Source organism: Rhizobium flavescens (genome assembly GCF_011319365.1).
Window position 1 is genome coordinate 13,305 of sequence record NZ_WXZP01000005.1, and the last position, 20,568, is coordinate 33,872.

A 20,568-nucleotide genomic window follows, 5' to 3' on the forward strand; every position below is an offset into this window, starting at 1 on the left:
AAATGACCGACCGACCGACCCCTCGTCCTCGAGCGGTGAGATTGCGCCGGCTCTCACCGTGAAGCACGCTTGAGAAAACGGGAGTTCAATATATGTCAAACACGGAAACATCAGCGCTACAGGCCATGCTCAGGTGCGAAAAACGGGGTGACTTCTCCACGATGCGGACTCACCTCGACGCGACTGCAGACGACATGATCAATCTAGCGGGCCACGAAACCCTCCAGGAATTCGCACGTCTGCTGATCAGGATCATCAAGGCCAACGACTACGAGGCCGATCACGGTCGCGGCGCGCTGATGGACTGGAGCGACCCCTTTAACAAAAAATTGCTGGCGGCAGGCGCTTTCAAAAAGCGGTATCCTGATCAGTCTGGAGAGGGTTCAGAAGAGGGCGACGGAGTGTCGTACTCGGCTGCGAGCGTCGCCGCCAGCTCCATTGCCTCATCGAGAGAGAACGAACCCGGCACCATGTAGCCGCCCGGTCCCGTGACGATGTAGCAAGCGTCATCGCCATTTTCATCCAGAACAGCGAAAATGGCGTGCCTCCCTTCGTTACCGTAACACTTCACCGGGCTGGCCTTGCTCGCATGATGCGGCAAACTTTCACGTTGATAATCCATAACATCTCGGCATCGAGATGCTTATCGATCGACTTCAAAATTGACATTGGCGCAGCTCCAGAAGACGCATGAGCAACAAGCGTCGAAATCATGCGGTTTAATTGAGGAACCACCAAATATAGTCGCAGTTTCTAAACATCGACATATCTTACAGATTATTCTTAAAAGACTTTATATTGTAGTTTTCACATTTATATTATTACAATCTGACAGAGCTTACTTTTATTGTAACGAAGGCGTTTCAATCATGAAGTCCGTATTCGCTAAGTCCCTCGCCATCGTGCTGTCCGCGTCGATCGCGCTGCCTCCGGCCGCATCGGCACAGATGGACGACGGGACGTTTTACTACCGCTACAAGTTTATGGTGGCCGCAAACGACGACAGCGGCGAATACGCCAAGGACATCACCGCGTACTTCGTCGCCGGCGTCGGACTCGACTTCGCCGAACTCCTGCCGCTCAAGGGTAAATGGGAGCGCGACACTTGGACCGTCGTCAGCGGCACCCTGCCGGAGGGGATTTCGTTCGATCCGGTGACACGCAAGTTCAGCGGCAGGGCCTCGAAGACCGGCAAGAGCGTCGTCAACCTGATCGCCTACGACCAGGCTGGCGAACGCGTCGGATCGGCCGAAGCCAATTTCGAGGTTTTCGACCTCCAGACCCAGCCGGCCGAAGTCCTTATTTACGCGCACACCAACAAGTTCAGGTCATACGCCCTGCCGCTGCCGTCGGGCGTCGAAGTCGCGACCTGGCAACGGCTCACGCCCATGCCGACGGGCTTTTCCCAGAATGGCAGGCTGATCGAGGGAACCGCAACCGCCGAAGGAACATACCCGCTGCTCATCCGCGGCCTCGACTACACCGGAAAGGAAGTCGTCAGCTTCATCGGCCGGTATGTCGTCGAGGACGGCCCGACGTTCAGAACCATCGCCGACATCGTCAAGCCGATCCCGTCGCAGACGAGCCTGCAGTTCTCTTTCGGCTCGGCGATGCCGGCGCACAAGGTCAACTACGGCATCGACGGCGACGCGCGGGTCGAATACACTTACGAGGTCAAGCAGGGCGAGACCCTGCCGTTCACCAGCGTCATGAAGAAGTGGGGTACGCCGCCCGTCGCCATGGACTTCAACACGGTCACGCCCTACCAGACGGCGCTGATCCGGTACAAGGCCGTCGACGTCGACGGAACCGTCGGCTATTCCAACTGGTTCCGCTACGGCTCATCCAATCCGACGCCGAACTGCTCATACCAGTCGGGAAGCACCCTGTCCTTTTTCACAGGCATCGATCCCAAGCTCCCCGTTCCCGTTCCGAGCGGCGCGTACGGCGACCTGTCGTTCGAGCTTGTCTCGGGAGAACTGCCGGAAGGAACGTCACTCGACGCGAAGACCGGCCTTATCTCCGGCGTTCCGGTTAAGGTCGAGCCTACACGGGCGCTGGAGTTCCGCGTCAGCGTCGCCAACGGCGAAAACGTCGAGACCACGAGCTGTTTCTTCTCCGTCGAGGTCAAGCCTAAGATGCCGTCGGTGCGCGACACGCTCGCCGGCCTGCAGGGCCAGCACGTGCGCGTCGGCCATGAATACGCCGGCGCGATTGAGATCGCCGACGCCATCCCGGACTACACCGTGTCGTTCGCCGACCCGTCGGTCCCGGTGACGCTGACGGGCGACGCGCTCAACCCCAAGCGGCTCGACGTCTCCGGCGTCGTTCCCGACATCGGCCTGCCGCACAAGTGGACGGTACGCGTCGCCAACGGCGACGGCGAAACCCACGACGTCGCCCCCGTCGTCGTCTTCGCCCATCCGGACCTGTCGGTCGGTCCGCTCGCCGGCGTCTCGTTCAAGCGCCGCGACGACCTCTTCGGCGTCTCGATCCCATACGACGCCGACAGCGTCATTCCCGACGTGACGGGAACGGTATCCTATCCGGTCATGGCCATGGCCGAAGGAAGCCCGGCGCTGCCAGACGGCATCGTCCTCGACAGCGCCCAGCGCCGCTTCGCCGGATCGGCGGCGGCCGCCGCCGGCACCTACGGCCCGTATCGCGTCACCATGACCGACGCCTCGGGCGAGACCGCCACGTCCGCACCCTTCTCCATTGAGGTCACCGCCCGCGACGCCATAGAACTCAATGTCGTCGGTGACGCCGACTTCTACGCCGGAGCGGCCGCGCCTCAAACCAAGTCGCCAATCGCCATCAAACAGCCAGGCGGTGCGGCCAAGTTGCGCCAGACCTGGAGCATCGTCGGCACCGTTCCGTCCTGGCTGACCGTCGACGCCGACACCGGCGCGCTGACGGCGCGCACCGGCGCGCTCTCGCTGCCGGACGTGAAGTCCTACGGCAAGTTCCGCCTGTCGGTCGTGGACGAAGACGGCGAGACCGCGACGAGCGACGAGTTCGAGGTCAGGGTGCTCGACAAGCCTTTGCCGACGATCACCGCGTTCCAAGGCCAAATCCTTTCGAACGTGACCGGCGACGCCCAGGCGGGCGAGGCCGCCGTCTACTTCGCCGGGCCGAAACTTTCGGACTACATCGATGCGAACACGATCTACGGCGCGAAGAGCGACGTGACCTTCTCGCCCGAAAGCTCTCTCCCCGAGGGACTGTCGATTGACCCCAAGACGGGCGTCATCAGCGGCGAACCCAAGGCGGAATACGCGGGTCCGGTCCGCATCGTCATCACCGACGTCGAGGGACGTTCGGGCGTCGTCTTAATCGCCGCCGACATCCGTCCCTATCCGCGCCTCGACATCGCGTCGTCGCAGTCCATCCCGCGCTATGCATCGGGCATCGACAACATCGCCCCGATTCTTCCCAACAAGGGCTTTCGCGGCGTGCCCTCCGCCTTCGCGCTGGCCGGCAACTCCGCGCCCCTGCCGTCGGGGCTGACGGTCGATCCCGCGACGGGCCGCATCGTCGGCAAGGTGACCGCGCCGGAGGGCGTCTATTCCGGCATCGTCGTCGCCGCCGTGGACCGTGGTGGCTCCAACCTCATCGGCACCACCCGGCCGATCACCATCATCGTCGGGCAACGCGTCGCGATGGAACTCGAGACGGCCGACAAGCCTACGTTCTTCTTCGTCGAGGAGGAGAGCGGGGCGAGGTCGTACCTCAACTCCAACGCAGCCGCCGCCGGGCTGAAGGTCACGGGGTCCAGCGCCGATCCGGTGACCTTCGCGATCGTCGACGTCACCCCTGCCGCTCCGTGGTTGGGTGTGAACGCCACGACGGGCATCCTCACCGGAACGCCGCCGGCCGTCGGCAAGTGGACGGTCACCGCCCGCGCGACGGATGCGGACGGTGTCAGCGCCACCTTCCAGTTCGAGGTTCTCGCGACGCTCACCGAGAAGGTCAAGATCAGGGGCAACGCCGACGTCAACCGCGTGCTGCGTTCGAAGGAGAGCTTCTCGACCACCGCGCTCGACACCTGGAACCGCGTGGGTTCCATGGTGTTCGCCCTTTCACCGGCAAGCTACCCGCAGACGCTCGACTTCGACCCGGCGACCGGATCGCTGCGCCGTTTCTCGTCGATCGAGAACTCGGCCGTAACCACGCGCTACACATTGTCCGTGAGCGGCAAGGACGAACACGACCGCGGTCTGGAACGCAACCCGCAGTTCAGCTTCGAGGTCGTGCCGCCGCTCGCCATCGACATGGAGCACCTCAATCCCGTCAACTTCGACGCGGTCCAGTACGATCCCGCAAAACCGTTCCGCTTCGCGATGAAGCAACCAAGGAACGTCATCGGCGAGATCACCTACGACGTGGTCGGAACCGTCCCCGGCACCCTTGTGCGCAAGACGCATGTTCCTGGCGTCGTCTATCGCTGGACCGAGAACGGCGCGGCCCGTCAGACGACCGATGTGTCGGCTCTGCCGCTCGACGCCATTGTCGTAGACCAGCAGTACGGTCTGGTCGAGGGTGTTGCTTCGTCCAGCGGATCGTTCGCGCTGGCGGCAAAGGCCACCGACGGTCACGCCTCCGCATACGAAGAGACGGGCGACGCCACACGCCTCGCCTACAACACCGCCGTGTCGGAACAGGTGACGCTGGCGGTCAAGCCCGCCGAGGAATTCGCCTTCGCGACCGCGAACCCGCGCGTCTTCGTCGCAAGCCGCGCCTACAACGAGCTGATCGCGACGAAGACGCAAGCCTACGGCGTCGCCCCGACCGTGACCGTCAACGGCACGCCCGCGCTGCCGCCCGGCCTGTCGTATGCAGTCGAGCCCGGCGGCATACGCATCACCGGCACGCCGACGCTGACGGGAACTTTCGGCGGCATCGCCGTCACGGCCCGTGACGCGGCGGGGCGGGTGATCAACCCGACGATCGCGATGCGCGTCATCGAGCCGACCGACATGATCCTGCTGGACGTGGCGAACGTGAAGACCAAGGTCGGCAAGCCGTTCTGGATGGTCCCGACCAGCTCCAACACCTACGGCGATGTGGAATACCACACCGACATCGTCGATCCGGCGATCAAGGACAAGGTCTCGGTCGATCCGGCCACGGGCCGCGTGGCGTTGCGTTCCAACTTCACCGCCCCCGGGAAGGTGACCTTCAACCTGTCCGTCAGCGACGAGACGCGCCGCCTGACGTCGAAGCCCGTCACGGTCGAGGTTCTGCCCAACCTGTCGATCCAGGTTCCCGCCGTCATCAACGTCGCGCAGGGCCAGACCCTCAACACGCTGCCCGACGTCAGCTTCGTCGCGGGAACCGTCACGTTCGAAAAGGACGGGACGCAGTGGCCCGCAGGTGCCGATCTCGACACAACGACGGGACGCATAAATGGAAAGGTCACCGCCGTAGCCGGCGACTATCCAGGTCTGAAAGTCAAAGGAACCGACAGCTTCTTCGGCGTCACCGACGTCGCGTCGTCGAACGCGTTCACCCTCAAGGTGACGCCGTATGTCGGCAACCCGTACTTCGATGCCGTGCCGAACTTCATGGTCTCGGACCAGACCCCGGTCTCGACCGCGCCCGTCGTTCGCGACGCGCAGGACGCGAGCGTCTGGAAGTACGGCGGCCTGACGTTCACGCTGAACAAGCCGCTTCCGGCCGGGCTGACGCTCGATCCTGCGACGGGCAAAATATCGGGGACTTCAAATGATCCCGGCATCTACACCGGTTACACCTATCTCGTGACGACGGCGGGCGGCAAAACCGCGACGTCGGGGGCGTTCACCGTCACCGTGCCTCCGTCCGGGCCGCTGACGCTCGACCCGACCACCGTCCTCGACTACGACGCCCGCGTCGGTGTCCAGATGGTGACGGAAACGCCAAAGTTCCTGAACACGTTCGGTCCGATGACCTTCACCAGAGTCACCCCCGCTGCGCCTGGATGGTCGGAACAGCCCAAGGGTCACTACCAGTCGATCTTCGCCGGGTACACCACGCTTCTTGGCGACGGCCGCATCTCCGGCACCTATCCGGACTGGATCGCGGTCGGGCCTGCGTACTTCATGACCGTCAAGGCGACCGACCAGTTCGGCCGCTCGGTCGAGTTCACCTACAACGTCAACGTCGGCAGCGTTCCCACGGTCGCCTACTCGAGCGCACTGCTCGAGATAAACAGCGCCGTGTCGGTTACGCCGACGGCAACCAACGTCCCGCAGAGTGGCGTGTTCTCCATCTCGCCGGCACTTCCGGCAGGCCTCGACATCGATGCCTCAACTGGGATCATCTCAGGTTCTGCGTCAACACCGATAAGCACATCATTTGTTGTAACTCTCACCGACAAGTTTGGAAGTGTTCGTTCCCAACCCTTCACATTGACTTTCTACGATCCAAATGCCGAGGAAGTCTGGCGCGTTGTTATTGACCAATGGTATGTGCATCATAGCTTTCCCGCATGTGTTGGCTGGGCGGAAATGGTTGCTCTCTCAGGCGGTGTGAATGTAACGGCTGCAAGCGCGATTTCGGTATTCGACGCTGATGCCGCTTATCCGGCTGGCAACCTTACTGACGGGAATCCATTCACACAGTGGTACGGTATACAGGACATCACGCCAAAATCCATAGAGATCGTTGTACCAGCAGGCAAACCTCTGACACATATTCGATTCACGCCAAGACAAGATGGTTATCCGCATTGCGTGCCATCGCAGATGACTATCGAAAGAAGCTTTGACAATAAAGCAACATGGTCAAAGCAAAAAACGGTCACCAACAACCCCGTTCTGGGACAAAACCTGGAGGTTGACGTCTATGGCTACTGATCGCAATCTGAAGCCAGATAACTGCCCGCGCCGTGTTCTGTGTCACGAAACGCCGGAGCCTTTCGCGGTCTGCGACCTGGACTCGCCCGCATATTTGTAGCGGCATGCCTTCGCCCATGTTCCGCGTGGTCGCCAGGGCGCGAGTCGGTCCAGCGCCAGCATGCCGTAAACGTCGGAAGCCTGTGGCCTTGTCGTCGAGGCCACAGGCGGGATGTCGCCTTTGAGCGTGGCGACGATGACCTCGATAGAGGATCGCTGGATGATGTCGAACAGATGCTCGAGCGCGCCCTCCTCCCAAGGCCCGGCTGAGGCGGTAATCCGTCACCTGGGTACTCCAGCTCCAGGCGAAGCTCGGGATCGCCAGCTACAAGGCCGCATGGCTGTTGCTCCACAAGCTCCGCCGAGCGATGGTCGATCCAGATCGAAAGCGGCTCTCCGGTATTGTCGAGATCGACGAGACGAACGCGCCGTACAGAAAGAAGACCGACACCGTCGCCGGCGGCAAGGGCCGTAGCCCCATAGGCAAGATGGTTCTGGTCGGGGCGGTTCGAGATCGTCGACAAGCACTATGCGGGCCGCTTGCGGTTGCAACGTGTCCAGGTCGCCGACCGCGAGACGCTCCGGCGTTTCGTGACACAGAACACGGCGCGGGGAACGCTCATCGTCACCGATGGGTACAGCGCCTGTGAACTACCGCCGGAACGCAAGCACAAGGCGCAGAACCTGAGCGCCAAGAAGCGTTGCCCGCCCATATTGTGCTGAAGTGGGTCCACCGCGTCTTCTCCAACTTCAAGCGTTGCGCGATGGGGACCTACTGCCAATCCTACATGCCGAAGGTCTTGTCCTCTCTCGGAGTCTGATGAATAACGACGTCCTCAGGAATATTGTCTGGCTCGTCGGCCTCGTTCGTCTCTTCTTCACGACGAAAATCGATGCGGTCGTCGAAGTAGATGCTGTCTTCAGATAGCTTCATGGCATAGTCGTTGGCGAGCTGCTCGTTGTCAGCTTGCACGTAGAACGTTTCAGTGCCGTACACTTGGTTCTCTGCAACAAATCGCACAGTTACTTCGTAGAGCGTCATTTGGATTTCCCCTGCATTGGTTAGTCTGGCTTATCCCGACTTCGGGGAGTCTGCCAGCTGACATTGCAAGGATCAGCCTAGACATCGCTGGCGGCTGCATAAGTTCGACTGTGGACGGCTATCCGGCCCCGATGCCCTGGCGCGACTACGCTCGCCGAATCTGCTCTAGTCACACGAGCGGCTCGACCTAAATCATGATGACCAACTCAAAATTGAATGACCCGTGATTTATGCGCTCCGTTTAGGATTCGCTCATCTACAATCGGCGGTATGTCCCTGTTTTAACGGGATAAGCCTTCGGCCTTCCGCGCGATCTTCGAAGTGCGGGTCCTGCTCTTACTCCTGGGAGTCGGGAGCTTGTTCCGGCTCGCTCGGAATATGGAAGTCCACGGCATAAGTGGCAGGTGACGGCTCTCCATTCGTTGTTTCGCAGTGAATGACCAAGCCATATCTTCCAATTCGGTGGACTTGAATCAACTTGGAATCATTATACAACGAAAACATTTGTGTGTGATCGGTAGTTCCGTTTTCGAGAACGCAATTAGAAGCGTTAGCCGACATTACTGGCGGTACGACCATGATTGCTTGGGTCACACCGTCGGACCTAATGGGGTTTACCACGGCTTTCCAGCTATTTGACGTCCACGAGAAGGGGAGTTCGGGGCCGACGGGGTGAGATTCTAGTGACTCTTCCGATCCCCCTCCTGGAGTCTGTGTTTCTCCACCGACGCCCGTTCCGCCGCCGACATGTTCATTTCCGTTTGAAAACGCATCATTAGGAAGAACCCCTGCATTTTGTCCTCCCATCATCGATATCGGCCTGACGATGTAGAGCGGGTCCGCAAGCGTATTTGAACCGGCGATAACAGCCAACGATGTCGCTACAAGTAATGTTCTAAACATATACATCTAAATAAGTCTCCATCTGCTCAAATAACGATATTACAGCAAGTAATAAATATAAAAGTATTATTTTTACTTGCGCAACGAGTATCATTGAAAAGTACTTGATAGCTGATTCTGTTCATACAGGTGTTAAACACATCTGGCGCTCACGCACGGCTGAAGCGTGCCGAGAAGTACGCTTTCGAGAACGGCTGTGATATCTTCGACGCTCTCGACGATATCCGTCGGAAAGAGAGGAGGCACCGATACCGGAGGCGGCAGCCGAAACGTCCTGCGCTGCCATCGAGGCGGCCGGGCGAGGAGCGCCGCAACCGACGTTACGTCCACCCGCCGAGCCTGTCACCTGGCGAAATCGCCGCCGGTTACCTGCGCCATATCCCGATCGGATCGAAGATCACGGGGTCGCGGCGGAAATTGTTCGCGAGCAACGATGCCCCCTTGGCAACGTTACGGTTGGCGGCGTCGTGAGGCCTTTGCTACGCCTCTCACCATCCTAGACGAGCGCCCAAGGCGCGGAGACAAGCGTTCTGGATGCGTAGTCGATCACGCCACTGGAAAATCGATGCAGGCGGGCAAGGCGCTGAGGGGCGGGGTTAAGTGATTTTTGGAAGTAAGACCCCGCCTTCAATCAGAAACTGAGGGCAGTCGATGCAGTTTCTGCGGTATTGTCGACCGCCAGCTTCAGGTGGTTTCCACGGCCCGATACTGCTGTCGTTCCGGCGACCGCGCTCGCCGCATTTTCGAAGCGGGTCATCACCGCGTCGATGTCGTCTACTGGCTCGCCACGATATGCGAGGTGGCTGCGCAGCTTCACCACGACATCCTTGATGTAGTAAGCATCCTCTTCCGTCATGCCCATGTCGAACTTTTCGAGGTGGGCGGTATAGGCCGTCACGGTTTCCAGTGCTGCTTCGACCACGTCGCGAACGGTGAGAGCTTCATTCTTGACCACACCTCTGTTGCGAATGGCTTTCCTGATCACCTCCATGCGGGGGCGTTCCTGGTTGAAGACGGCAGCGACGCCGCCTTGGACGTCCGCAGTTACAAGACGGGCCCGCGTATGCTCGGGCAGTTTGTTGCAGACCTTGCCGTAGATGCTCAACAGCAGTGCCGTATCAGCGTTCGCATCCAGGCGTTCGAGACCTGGAAGGACGCCCTTAACCTTCTCGACCAACTCGGCAGCGAAGCAGGGGATGTCTTCGACCTCAGTGCGGAATGCGTTTACCACCGCTGTCTGTAGACGATCCTCGAAGTACGCGACAAATCCACCCCGCTCGAAGTCTTCGGCATGCTTCTGGACTTCGTGGAGCAAGAGTGCGACGCCTGAAGACAATGATGCCTTGCTGTAGCGGTCGATACTTTCAACCCAGTTGTAGCCAGAGGCGTAATCCAGTGGATACTGCTCGCTACCGAAGAGCCGCTCATCAAGAATGTGCATCGTGTTTCCTTGCCATGTGATGGTTTAACCACCACATCCGGACATGCAAGTATCCATAATTTTTCTGGAGCCGCCGAAGGCATTTCCAGATGAACACCGACACGATGTTGGCTTGGTCAGCGGATCGGTCGCGTTACTGCCGGGCATCGGCGGCATGGTCGCAAAGCGGCTCGTTCGCGGAAACCTATCGCTCACCGGAAAGTTCCTACGGAGACAGGAGGTGGACTTGAGCGATTACCCCGATACGCCTGACGGCAGATATTTCATCGTGCGCGGCCGCCTCTGGCGCAAGAGCAATCCCGCGCTCGCCGAAGACGACCGCCAGCGCCTCGTCAACGACCTCATGTCCGCGCGCCGCGCCGTGCAGGACGCGAAGGGAAATTCGAACGAGACCGCAAAGGCCCGCAGGCGGGTAGACGACGCGAAAGTCGCTCTCGGCGAGCGCGGACCAGTGTGGTGGAGCGACGGCAGCCCCGATTTCAACCGACATATGGTCGAGAACACGCCATACGCCGATTGGTATTCTCGCCTTATCAATCTTCGTTGACTTCACGCGCACAGACACCCATTTCTCCCGTATGCCGAAAGACGAAAACAGAGATATCGAACTCATCAGGACTTGGGACTTGACCCCTGCAGCAACCCTCGGATCAGGAGTGCGCGCCAAAGGCATCTTGCTGGAACTGCGCGCGCGGCTTCCCCTAGCGTCGAGGAAGTCGCTCACTCTCGATAGCGGCGAGATCGTTCTCGCAATGCCGTCGTCCGCGAAAACGGAGTTTCAGGCAGCCGTCGGCATCGTTTCGACGGCCATGAAGGACATCGAAAGCCTGCCCGTCATTCCTCGGGAAATCCAGGACATCCTTGTGATCAAGCAGGGGGAGAGGCACCGTTGGCTCGCCGACGGACGTCTGCCCAGTGCAGGTACGCGAACTGTGCGTTTGGCCGGGCGGGCGAAGAAAATCACCTTCCATGTCTTCGATCCGCGTGTCGTCGAGGAACTCCTGAACAACGGCGCAGTCGACGAGTGGCGGGAGGACGACATTGCGGCTGCGGCGGAGAACAGGCGTCGAGCGGCGTACAAGGCGAAGCTGACCCGCTCTTTGAAAAAGCGGGCGAAGAAATCCGCGGCGAGCGGGAAGTTGGACGACGTGTCCCCATCCCTGGACGACTGGGCCGAGTTCGACAGCGACGGGCTATTGCGGTAGGGATTTATAGTAGTGTCGGAGCGTCGGCCGTATCCTCTCGAAACCACAATTAATCCGTGCGATCCATGACGATCAGCGTGCCTCCGATCTTTCGTCCGGTCAGCGTCCGTGGGCGTTCATCAGGATCGTGGCCTGTCAGATAAAGGAAACCGAAGAACACCGCCAGGCAGCGCACATGAGTGTCACAGGGGAAACACGCTGTCGCGAAAGATTTTAATGCCATCTCCCGATACTCTGGTTGTGTAGCCAGTGGAATTAAGGGACTGAGGCGTTTCGGTAAAGTTCCCAGAATGGGTAGACTAAGGAGACACTATCCGGAAGACTGATCGGATATCAGACAGGAATGGTAGCGCGAATGAGCCGAAACACCCAACAACATAGCTACCAGGAAATCAGGGGAGCGATCGTCGACATCATCACGAGTGAGACTGGTTCGCCTGAGCAATGGACTTCACTTACTCTGGCATTGGGCGACGAGCTCGAGCGGCGAGCTAGCGGCACGGGGTCCGATCGCCCGAATTCCTTCGGTCCCAATCTAAGCAAGCACGATGAGGAGTTGGCGCGCGATGCCTTCTGGGACTTGGTCAGGCAAGGCATGGTCACGATCGGCCTAGACGGGGCGAACGACAAATGGCCATTTTTCCGTCTCTCCCATCTAGGGAGAACCGAACTGCTCAGTCGATATCCTCTCAGATTTCATGATGCCAAGTCCTACCTGGGCCACGTGGAGGCACAAGTCCCGGATTTAAGCTCGGTGGCGAAAGGCTATCTGATTGAGGCGATCAATGCCTTCTATGCCGATCTGCCACTTTCCGCCTGCGTTATGCTGGGCGTAGCAGCGGAGGCCGAGTTCATCCGCATGGTGGACGCTGCGGCGGCTAATTCGACACACGGCAGTCGGTTCCATTCAGCGCAAAAGGCCGAATTCATTGGAACCAAGGCCACAAGGTTTAGGTCGGCCTTGGAGACGATCCGCGCTAATCTGCCCAAGGAAAGCACGGAAAACCTTGAAGTCCTGACGGCCATCCAGTCGATCATTCGGACTGCCCGAAACGACGCTGGACATCCCGTGGCCAAGGCAGTGAACAGGCAACAGGTTTTTGTGCTTCTTCATCTCTTCGTGGACATGGCGCGCCAGGTAGAAATTCTCCGTAAGGCGCTCACCGAACTTCAATAGTCGAGCGGTCGATGGATCGCGCCGCCACGCAACTTCTTTTGATGGCGCTTCAATGGAAATTACGTGATCGCACCTTGAGCGTGTCGATGTGTAGGTCCGGGATGTAAATATCCCTTGCCTGCACCGCAGGTTTCGGATTGTCTCGCGGGTCAGGCCCGCCACCATGCTTAACCTGGTCACCACGGCCATGCGGGAGCGGGAAGTCCCCGTCCCGTTCATCCAGGCTCGATAGGTCGTCCGAGAAGTCGAACAGACGCTGGGCCACCAAATGCACTACCTCGCCTTCTCGCTGAATCTTCCCGTGGATGCCCATCATGGACGCCGTCATCAGAATCCGGCGTTGGCGTTCAAATAGCGAGGGCCACACGACGGCGTTCACGATCCCTGTCTCGTTTTCGAGCGTGAGGAACATGACGCCCTTGGCCGATCCAGGCCGTTGGCGCACGAGAACCAGCCCGGCAGTCCAGAGCCACCGACCGTCACGCTCGCCCATCGCCTCCGCGCACGTGACGATACGCTTGGCCTTGAGATCATTGCGCAGAAATGACATCGGATGCGCGCGAAGGGTTAGCCCTGTATGGGAGTAGTCCTCAACGACCTCCCTGCCCTCCGTCATCGATTTCAGGGTGACCTCGGGTTCCTGCATTTCAGAAACCGTCCGTGCCTCCCGCTCGGCGGCGGCTGCCCAGAGTTCCAGCGGCTCATCGCGCAGCGCTTTGATGTCCCAAAGCGCCTGACGGCGTTCCAGTTTTAGGGACGGCAGGAATGCGTCCGCTTCGGCGAGCTTCACCAAGGAAGCCGTCGGCACGCCCGAACGTCTCCACATGTCGTCTGCGGACTCGAACTGATGGTTGCCGCGCGCCAGAATTATCCGCGCGGCATCGTTCTGCGAAAGCCCTTTGACCACCCGCATCCCAAGGCGAACGGCAAAACGGTCGGTCTCCCCGATCCTTTCCATCGTGCAGTCCCATCGCGAGAAATTCACGCAAACGGGGCGTACCTCGACGCCATGTTGGCGGGCATCGGTGACGATCTGCGCGACCGAGTAGAAGCCCATTGGCTGGCTGTTGATCAATGCCGCGCAGAATACGTCGGGATGCCAGCATTTCATCCATGACGACGCGTAAGCGATGAGGGCAAAGCTAGCGGCGTGGCTCTCGGGAAAACCGTAGCTGCCAAAGCCTTCGAGCTGGCTGAACGTCCGCTCGGCGAAGTCGGCCGTATAGCCGTTATCGACCATGCCGCTGACTAACTTGTCCTTGAACCGCGAAACGCCGCCTGTGAATTTAAAGGTTGCCATGGCGCGTCGCAACTGGTCGGCTTCGCCGGCGCTAAAGCCCGCGCAGACCATGGCCACTTTCATTGCCGACTCTTGAAAAAGCGGGACTCCCAGCGTTTTCCCGAGCACTGCCTCGAGTTCCGGCGTGGGGTACTCGACCTTCTCCTTGCCCTCGCGGCGGCGAAGGTACGGATGCACCATATCGCCCTGGATGGGACCCGGGCGGACGATCGCCACCTGCACGACCAGGTCGTAAAACGTCCTTGGTTTGAGACGGGGCAACATTGCCATCTGCGCGCGGGATTCGATTTGGAAAGTCCCAAGCGTGTCGGCCCTCCGTATCATCGCGTAGGTGCGCTGGTCTTCATGCTCGATATCGGCCAGCCCCATCGAAATGCCCTTGTACTCGTTGAGTAGCTCGAACGAGCGCGCCATGCACGACAGCATGCCCAACGCCAGGACATCGACTTTCATAAATTTCAACGCCTCAATGTCGTCCTTGTCCCACTCGACCACCTGTCGGTCGTCCATAGCGGCCGGCTCAATCGGCACCAGATCGTCGAGGCGATCCTGTGTGAGTACGAAACCGCCCGGATGCTGGCCGAGGTGGCGCGGCGCGCCCATGAGCTGGCCCGCGAGATCAAGGGCGAGCTGGAGACGGTAGTCAGACGCATTCAAGTTGTTTTCGCGGAGCTGCTTCTCACCGACTCCGTCTTTCGACCAACCCCAAATGCCAGACGACAGCTGTCCGATGAGGTCTTCCGGAAGTCCGAGGGCTTTGCCGACATCGCGCAGCGCACCCTTCGCGCGGTAACGGGTGACGGTGGAGCAGAGCGCTGACCGCGAGCGGCCGTAGGTCTCATAAATCCACTGGACGACTTCTTCACGCCTCTCGTGTTCGAAATCCACATCGATGTCCGGCGGCTCGTCACGCTCCATGGATACGAAGCGTTCGAACAGGAGATCGGAGGTTTCCGGGTTGATAGACGTGATGCCGAGGCAATAGCAGACCGCCGAGTTGGCGGCCGATCCACGGCCCTGACACAATATATCCTTGGACCGCGCGAACCTGACGATGCTGTAGACGGTCAGGAAATACGGGGCGTACTTCATGACACGGATCAATTCGAGTTCGTGGAGGATAGCCTTACGGACCTTGTCGGGAATTCCCTCGGGGTAGCGGTCGGCCGCACCTTCCCAGGTGAATTTCGTCAGCGACTGCTGCGCATCGAGACCTGGAACGATTGCCTCCTCGGGATACTGATACTGGAGTTCCGACATATCGAACTTGCAGCGATCGACGATCTCGCGTGTCCGCGCCAAAGCTTCCGGATACTCGGAGAACAGGCGGTGCATCTCCTCCGGGGCCTTTATGAAGCGGTCGGCGTGGCGCTCCCGGTCGTAGCCGACGTCGTCGATCGTGGTTCGGTTCCGGATGCAGGTCACGATATCCTGGAGTTGCCGACGGCAGGGGTCGTGAAACAGCACGTCATTGGTAACGATCGTCTTGACCTTGTGCCGGATGGCCATGTTCGAGAGGTTGTGCAGGCGCAGTCGGTCGTTCGGTCGGCGGCGAAGACAGAGGCTCACGTACGCCCGTTCACCGAATACGGCCGCGATTTTGCGTAACTGACCCGCGCAGACATCGTCGGCTTCGTCTGGGACAAGGACAGCGATCAGCCCCTCGCTGTATGCTTCGACGTCTGCGAGATCGAGAATGCACTTGCCCTTGCCGCCACGCGATTTCCCGAGCGACAAAAGGCGTGTCAGCCGCGAGTATGCGGGTCGGTCGGTCGGGTAGACGAGGATCGACATGCCGTCCGCGAGGTCGAGACGGCATCCGACGACAAGGCGGACCCCTGTCGTCTTGGCGGCTTCCCATGCTCGGACGATCCCTGCGAGGCTATTGCGGTCCACGACGCCGACTGCCTCGATACCAAGTTCGGCGGCCCGCGCGAATAGCTCGTCAGGGCTCGACGCTCCTCGCAGAAACGAGAAATGGGTGGTGACCTGAAGTTCGGCGTACGTCGTCATCCGAATACTCCATGAAGGTACCAGTGATGCGATCCCGTCTCGAGGTCAACGCCGTCGCCGGCTCGATAGACCCAATAGCGCTCGCCCTGCTCGTCCTCCACGACGAAATAGTCCCGAACTGCCTGCATCTCCTTGGGACGCTGCCACCACTCGCCGAATATTCGTTCGGGGCCGTCGGCCCGCTTCACGCGGCGACGCTTCCCACGCCAAGTGAAGACCGCTGGTGGCTGGTCTGGCAGGAGTGCTGTGACTTCGATGCGTTCCGGGTGGGCGAACAGGCGCGAGGGCCTCGGCCATTTCACGGCCCAGTCCGCCCCGGTTTCCGGCGCTGTCGGCGCGACACGCATGGCTGAACGTTCGGGTACATCGGATGCCACAGGCGACAGGCGATACAGGCGCTGCCCTCGATTTGCGAGAACATCGATGACGGGTGTGATATCGATGACATCCTCTTCGATAAGCGATGAAGCAGCCTGCCGCTCCTCAAGAGGCTCGGTCATGACCGCGACGAGGTCCAGACGCTCGATGCCGAACCCAGGGTCGATCTTCTCGATCCGATCGCAGAGCAGCTTGGACAGACGGGCGGGATCGCGCACGGGCTTCGCCAGCCCGGCCCTCAAGCATTGTCGCGTGTTGTCGACGCGATGGATTACGAGGTCAGACCGACGGACACCAAGTCCGCGCCGTTCCAGTTCCGTCGTAAGCTGGCCCACGAGGCGGCGGACGTACTTCTCGATGGTCTCCGCCGCCCCGATCGGTTCCTGGAAATTTCTGGAGACCACCACCAGCTCGGGTGTTCGCAGTGGCTCGATCGGTTCCGCCACCCGCCCGAACAACTGGTCCAGTCGTCGCCCCGGCTCGGGCCCAAACCGCAGGGTCAGCGGCGCGCGAGGCATGGCGGACAGTTCACCGACAGTCTCGACACCGAGAACACGTAGGCCCTGAATGGTGTCGGACGGCAAGCGAAGACAATGAATCGGCAAGCCGACGACGGCTTTCGCCACCCCGCCCACCGGAACGACGGTGGTTTCGGCGGTCGCCAGTCGCGCGATCGCGTGGGCCGCGCCCCAGGTGTCGGCCACGGCCGCCCTTGCAGTCAGACCACGCCCTCGGAGCATGTTCACGAGTCCGCTGATCATCATCTCCTCGCCGCCGCGAAGATGATCAGCGCCTTCCGTATCCATTACGATGCCATCCGTGCCATCGACAGCGACGACAGGGCTGTATTGGCGGAGCGCCCACAGGGCTAGGCGTTCGAGAGCGGCTGCATCCGCAGCGGGGTTGGCTTCGATCATCGTCAGGCCGGCGATGACGGCCTGCGCCTTGCTCGCGGACATGCCGACGCGCAGGCCGACTTTCCGCGCCGCCGTGTCGGCCGCGGACACCCATCGCTTCGATCCCGACCGCGATATGACGACGAGAGGCTTGTCAGCTGGCACGGCTCCCTCTCCATGACGACGTATCCGGTCGGTCGGCAGATAGGGGAAGAAGACAGATACGACCCTTGGCATCGGGGGCTCCTATTTCGAACTCAGCACACTCGCCCGCTTTCACGCGCATCAATTCCGCCAGCCACCGCGGCCTTCCCACGCCCGCGACTGGCAACGGCTCCGACGGCAGGACGCTCACGCGCCACCTTGTTGTCGAGGCCGTTGGGTTCCCGTAATCCGAAGCCTCGTTCTGTCTTCGCCACCTTCTGACGACTAGGCCCAAGGTCCCGGTCTTCTCGGCCGCCAGGTGCAGACGACGTGACGCGGTCATCGGCAATCGGACCAGTTCGCCGACGACGGCAGCGAAACCGCCGAATGACAGCCCCTCTTCCATCGACGCCAGGATATCCTCGTCCTTGTCGCCTTCGCAGTAGACAACACGGTCCGGATGGAGCCCTGCCTGTGCAACGGACGGAGCAAAAAGATCGGGCCGAGTCAGGCACCACAGGACTTTCCCCTTGGCGCGCGCGGCTATTCCCGCGGCGAACAAAGCAGCGGCAGCACCGTCTACTGTACCAGAGCCGCCACCTGCGACTTCGTGGATTGCGCCGCAGACCAAGCCTCCACCAGGAAGGCGGTCGTCGATCGCCGATACACCGAACGGCAAGACAACTGCCTTTCGTACCGAGCTTCCCTCCAAGTGGGCTATCCGCTCACGGAGATCGTCAATAAGCCGGGAAGTCCGGGCGTGCGACATCGTTCACGGACCTCCTTCGGTTCGCGTTGAAATGCGGGCTTCATGCCCAAGAATGCTGATGTTCTCTATCTGTTCCTATAGAAGGGCCGAGTCAAGCCGGCTCGAAACGCCTATTTTTCGCTCAGGGACTACCAAGTAGATCGAAATGATAGATGAATCAGGACTCTAATCGTTCCGCGTAAGTGACCGGCAATGTTGAATATATTTCAGTGCTCGTCTGCACAGGCTTGCGACGGACGACCCCAGAGCTCAAAGTCGGCTCCGTCCGCGAGGAAGTGAGATGGCCAAACCGTCGAAACGCGAGACCGCCACAAAGGCCGCCTACATCGGGTCGCTGGGTGCCTCGCTTGACGAGATCGGGTTCAAATCACGGGGAACCCGCATCAAGGTGCGGCCAGGCGTCGACAGTGTGGGCGGCCTTTCCGCATCCTGTCCGGGCGACTGGACCATCTTCGCGTCCGAGACGCAGAACTTTTGGACCATCATCTGACTGCTCCTATGTTGTCTTCGAACAAATAGCGCGGATGCCAGGCCCGCCAATCGCTGCCGACGGAGAAGACATGACTGAGAACACCTGTGCGATCCCGACACCGGAACAGCGCAAATGTCTGGAAATCCGGGAGGCGGCCGAGCGCGCGATGCTCAACAAGGTCTTCAACGCCATCGACGACGCGGCCGCCGAAGTGGCGGACGGCTTCGCGAAAGCGGGCCTCGAGTTCGAGCCGACCAGGCGCGACTATTTTACGTTCGCGACCCAGCAGGTTCTGTTCGTGCGTCTGTGCGGTGGTGATCCTGAGACGCTGAAGGGCGGTGATCCGCAAATTGGCCAGCGTATCGTGAACAAAGGGCTAGCACATCATCGATCACTACTGGCAAAAGCCTGAATAGACGATCGAACCAATCAACCGAAACTTCACCGCAACGACGTAGGAAATAAGGTAGGCAGAAGAAACAGAGGTTCGAGGCGATCAGCCCGAGGGGATCGAGGCGGATCAATGACGCGACCTTTACAGGAGGGGCAGATGGGGAAACTGTACAGGTCATCGTGGCAGGTTTGTTTGTCGTGGATGGCCATTGTCGCACTGGTATTCTTTCAGGCAGGCGCGGCCTCTGGTGCTGACATAAGGAAGTCCTCCAAAGAGACATGTGTTCTCTCCCTTGAAGGAGAGATCGTCTCAGGCGACTTCTCCCGTCTAGTCGAAATCGCCGCCAAGGAGTTTCTCGGTGTCGATGGCGAGAGTTCGGCGCGAGACACGATCTGTTTGAACAGTCCGGGAGGAAACGTCACCGAGGGCGTTAAACTCGCTGAATTCTTCTACAAGAACGGCATTGGCACGGTCATCGACGAAGGTGCGGAATGCTACTCCATGTGCGCCATCATGTTCATGATGGGAATTGCACAGGGACCTGAGGTGACCTTCGTCAATCGCAAGCTCCACGTCACCGGTAAGCTCGGATTTCATCGCCCGTTCCTGGCCCTGAAGGAGGAAAGCCTGATCAGTACCAAAGCGCTGGCCGTCGCCCACGACGTTGCGTTGGAGGACATGAGCAAGATCATGCTGCTCGCCAACAATCTGGTCCCTTGGTCGAATTCGACGATGATGCGCCCTGACCTGATTCAGGAGATGCTCCGCCATATCGGCAACGATTTCTTCTACATCGATACCGTAGAGAAAGCTGGCCGCTTCGAAATCGAACTCATAGGACTTCCTGCACAATCGGCCCCACCTGAAGAACGCGCGTACTATGCGTGCGAGAATTCCTTCCATTGGCAAGTGGGCCTGATGAAGGACCCCGTCGATGTGCGGAAATTCACGAAACTCGTCACGCAGGACGAGTCCATCGTCAAACTCCTGAAGACCGCGGATGGCACCGAATACTATTCGGTGACGAGTAGCGATGCCGGGTATTCCGAAGCGGGATGCGTGATCGCCGTCAATGGGAACGGCCTGCAAGGTTGCGGGTACAACGGGATGTACAACGTCCTATTGGGTCAGGGAGCTTGCACTGTCGATAATTTCGCCGACCGGAGTTGGGGGATCAACCAACTTGCTTCATATCGCCCAGGCCTCACTCTCAAAGAGCTCGGCGGAGCGGCTACCAGTGAGGATGCCACATCCCCACGATCGATAATCGGTGCGAAAGCGTCCGCCACGTGTGCCGTCTTCAGTAAAACTGGCGAACGGGAGATTGAACCCTGTGAAGCTACTCTGAATATCAATGTCATCGTAGATAATCGGCGATCCGATCGTTACGAATTCGTATGGCCGACGGGCAACAAGACCATTCTTGCACGCGACGGCGACTTCCTCACGATAAACGGCAAGCCGTCCATTCCTTACGCCGACGATGGATATACGCTGTGCGCGCTTAACAGCGAGACACGGAATCGCTTCTGCTTCAAGCTGTAACAGCGCCTCGG

General features: G+C 59.9%; 15 protein-coding genes. 9 read left to right on the top strand and 6 right to left on the bottom strand.

Features of this window, described 5'->3' with window-relative positions:
- The first annotated feature begins 161 nt into the window (after positions 1 to 161).
- The 3 genes from GTU70_RS00515 (at position 162) to GTU70_RS00525 (ending at position 7,601) form a co-directional block, all read left to right on the top strand.
- Positions 162 to 476: a hypothetical protein gene (locus tag GTU70_RS00515; RefSeq protein WP_166096787.1), complete on the top strand. Its 315-nt coding sequence runs from the start codon at positions 162 to 164 to the stop codon at positions 474 to 476.
- A 393-nt stretch (positions 477 to 869) separates the two neighbouring features.
- On the top strand, positions 870 to 6,839 hold the full coding sequence (locus tag GTU70_RS00520; protein WP_166096788.1) for a putative Ig domain-containing protein: 5,970 nt from the start codon (positions 870 to 872) through the stop codon (positions 6,837 to 6,839).
- A gap of 579 nt (positions 6,840 to 7,418) precedes the next feature.
- Positions 7,419 to 7,601 (top strand): hypothetical protein, encoded by a 183-nt coding sequence (locus GTU70_RS00525; protein ID WP_166096790.1) that lies wholly within the window; start codon positions 7,419 to 7,421, stop codon positions 7,599 to 7,601.
- Between the two features lie 61 nt (positions 7,602 to 7,662).
- Here GTU70_RS00525 and GTU70_RS00530 read toward each other — a convergent pair whose 3' ends face one another.
- The 3 genes from GTU70_RS00530 to GTU70_RS00540 form a co-directional block, all read right to left on the bottom strand.
- Positions 7,663 to 7,920 carry a hypothetical protein gene (locus GTU70_RS00530; protein ID WP_166096791.1) on the bottom strand — a complete coding sequence of 86 codons (258 nt, stop codon included), beginning with the start codon at positions 7,918 to 7,920 and terminating at the stop codon, positions 7,663 to 7,665.
- Between the two features lie 336 nt (positions 7,921 to 8,256).
- Positions 8,257 to 8,829 (bottom strand): hypothetical protein, encoded by a 573-nt coding sequence (locus GTU70_RS00535; RefSeq protein ID WP_166096793.1) that lies wholly within the window; start codon positions 8,827 to 8,829, stop codon positions 8,257 to 8,259.
- A gap of 625 nt (positions 8,830 to 9,454) precedes the next feature.
- On the bottom strand, positions 9,455 to 10,264 hold the full coding sequence (locus GTU70_RS00540; RefSeq protein ID WP_166096794.1) for a hypothetical protein: 810 nt from the start codon (positions 10,262 to 10,264) through the stop codon (positions 9,455 to 9,457).
- 226 nt (positions 10,265 to 10,490) lie between these two features.
- On the opposite strand from GTU70_RS00540, the gene GTU70_RS00545 reads away from it, so the two are divergent.
- The 3 genes from GTU70_RS00545 (at position 10,491) to GTU70_RS00555 (ending at position 12,646) form a co-directional block, all read left to right on the top strand.
- Positions 10,491 to 10,811 (top strand): hypothetical protein, encoded by a 321-nt coding sequence (locus GTU70_RS00545; protein WP_166096827.1) that lies wholly within the window; start codon positions 10,491 to 10,493, stop codon positions 10,809 to 10,811.
- Positions 10,812 to 10,842: 31 nt separating this feature from the next.
- Complete coding sequence (locus GTU70_RS00550) at positions 10,843 to 11,469, top strand: hypothetical protein (RefSeq protein ID WP_166096795.1); 627 nt, start codon at positions 10,843 to 10,845, stop codon at positions 11,467 to 11,469.
- Positions 11,470 to 11,824: 355 nt separating this feature from the next.
- A complete protein-coding gene (locus GTU70_RS00555) occupies positions 11,825 to 12,646 on the top strand; it encodes a hypothetical protein (RefSeq protein ID WP_166096796.1) in 822 nt (273 codons plus the stop codon).
- A 49-nt stretch (positions 12,647 to 12,695) separates the two neighbouring features.
- On the opposite strand, the gene GTU70_RS00560 is transcribed toward GTU70_RS00555, so the two are convergent.
- Genes GTU70_RS00560 through GTU70_RS00570 form a run of 3 tightly spaced genes read right to left on the bottom strand, consistent with a single transcriptional unit; the run spans position 12,696 to position 18,146 of the window.
- Positions 12,696 to 15,959 (bottom strand): error-prone DNA polymerase, encoded by a 3,264-nt coding sequence (locus GTU70_RS00560; protein ID WP_166096797.1) that lies wholly within the window; start codon positions 15,957 to 15,959, stop codon positions 12,696 to 12,698.
- Positions 15,956 to 17,470 (bottom strand): Y-family DNA polymerase, encoded by a 1,515-nt coding sequence (locus tag GTU70_RS00565; RefSeq protein WP_197738781.1) that lies wholly within the window; start codon positions 17,468 to 17,470, stop codon positions 15,956 to 15,958. Before GTU70_RS00565 ends, GTU70_RS00560 begins: the two co-directional genes overlap by 4 nt.
- On the bottom strand, positions 17,388 to 18,146 hold the full coding sequence (locus GTU70_RS00570) for an ImuA family protein (RefSeq protein ID WP_166096798.1): 759 nt from the start codon (positions 18,144 to 18,146) through the stop codon (positions 17,388 to 17,390). The genes GTU70_RS00565 and GTU70_RS00570 overlap by 83 nt, the downstream gene beginning before the upstream one ends.
- Before the next feature lie 280 nt (positions 18,147 to 18,426).
- Here GTU70_RS00570 and GTU70_RS00575 point away from each other — a divergent pair, with 280 nt between their 5' ends.
- From GTU70_RS00575 to GTU70_RS00585, 3 genes are all read left to right on the top strand, one after another.
- Positions 18,427 to 18,636, top strand: coding sequence for a hypothetical protein (locus GTU70_RS00575; protein ID WP_166096800.1), 210 nt, complete (start codon positions 18,427 to 18,429; stop codon positions 18,634 to 18,636).
- Between the two features lie 70 nt (positions 18,637 to 18,706).
- Positions 18,707 to 19,030 (top strand): hypothetical protein, encoded by a 324-nt coding sequence (locus tag GTU70_RS00580; RefSeq protein ID WP_235914659.1) that lies wholly within the window; start codon positions 18,707 to 18,709, stop codon positions 19,028 to 19,030.
- Positions 19,031 to 19,168: 138 nt separating this feature from the next.
- Positions 19,169 to 20,557: a COG3904 family protein gene (locus GTU70_RS00585; protein ID WP_197738782.1), complete on the top strand. Its 1,389-nt coding sequence runs from the start codon at positions 19,169 to 19,171 to the stop codon at positions 20,555 to 20,557.
- The last annotated feature ends 11 nt before the right edge of the window (positions 20,558 to 20,568 follow it).

What these genes read in the sequence shown, in the direction of transcription:
- GTU70_RS00515 (WP_166096787.1), top strand. Translation starts at nt 162, where the DNA reads ATGCGGACTCACCTCGACGCGACTGCAGACGACATGATCAATCTAGCG.
- GTU70_RS00520 (WP_166096788.1), top strand. Translation starts at nt 870, where the DNA reads ATGAAGTCCGTATTCGCTAAGTCCCTCGCCATCGTGCTGTCCGCGTCG.
- GTU70_RS00530 (WP_166096791.1), bottom strand. Translation starts at nt 7,920, where the DNA reads ATGACGCTCTACGAAGTAACTGTGCGATTTGTTGCAGAGAACCAAGTG.
- GTU70_RS00535 (WP_166096793.1), bottom strand. Translation starts at nt 8,829, where the DNA reads ATGTATATGTTTAGAACATTACTTGTAGCGACATCGTTGGCTGTTATC.
- GTU70_RS00540 (WP_166096794.1), bottom strand. Translation starts at nt 10,264, where the DNA reads ATGCACATTCTTGATGAGCGGCTCTTCGGTAGCGAGCAGTATCCACTG.
- GTU70_RS00550 (WP_166096795.1), top strand. Translation starts at nt 10,843, where the DNA reads ATGCCGAAAGACGAAAACAGAGATATCGAACTCATCAGGACTTGGGAC.
- GTU70_RS00555 (WP_166096796.1), top strand. Translation starts at nt 11,825, where the DNA reads ATGAGCCGAAACACCCAACAACATAGCTACCAGGAAATCAGGGGAGCG.
- GTU70_RS00560 (WP_166096797.1), bottom strand. Translation starts at nt 15,959, where the DNA reads ATGACGACGTACGCCGAACTTCAGGTCACCACCCATTTCTCGTTTCTG.
- GTU70_RS00565 (WP_197738781.1), bottom strand. Translation starts at nt 17,470, where the DNA reads ATGCCAAGGGTCGTATCTGTCTTCTTCCCCTATCTGCCGACCGACCGG.
- GTU70_RS00570 (WP_166096798.1), bottom strand. Translation starts at nt 18,146, where the DNA reads ATGTCGCACGCCCGGACTTCCCGGCTTATTGACGATCTCCGTGAGCGG.
- GTU70_RS00575 (WP_166096800.1), top strand. Translation starts at nt 18,427, where the DNA reads ATGGCCAAACCGTCGAAACGCGAGACCGCCACAAAGGCCGCCTACATC.
- GTU70_RS00580 (WP_235914659.1), top strand. Translation starts at nt 18,707, where the DNA reads ATGACTGAGAACACCTGTGCGATCCCGACACCGGAACAGCGCAAATGT.
- GTU70_RS00585 (WP_197738782.1), top strand. Translation starts at nt 19,169, where the DNA reads ATGGGGAAACTGTACAGGTCATCGTGGCAGGTTTGTTTGTCGTGGATG.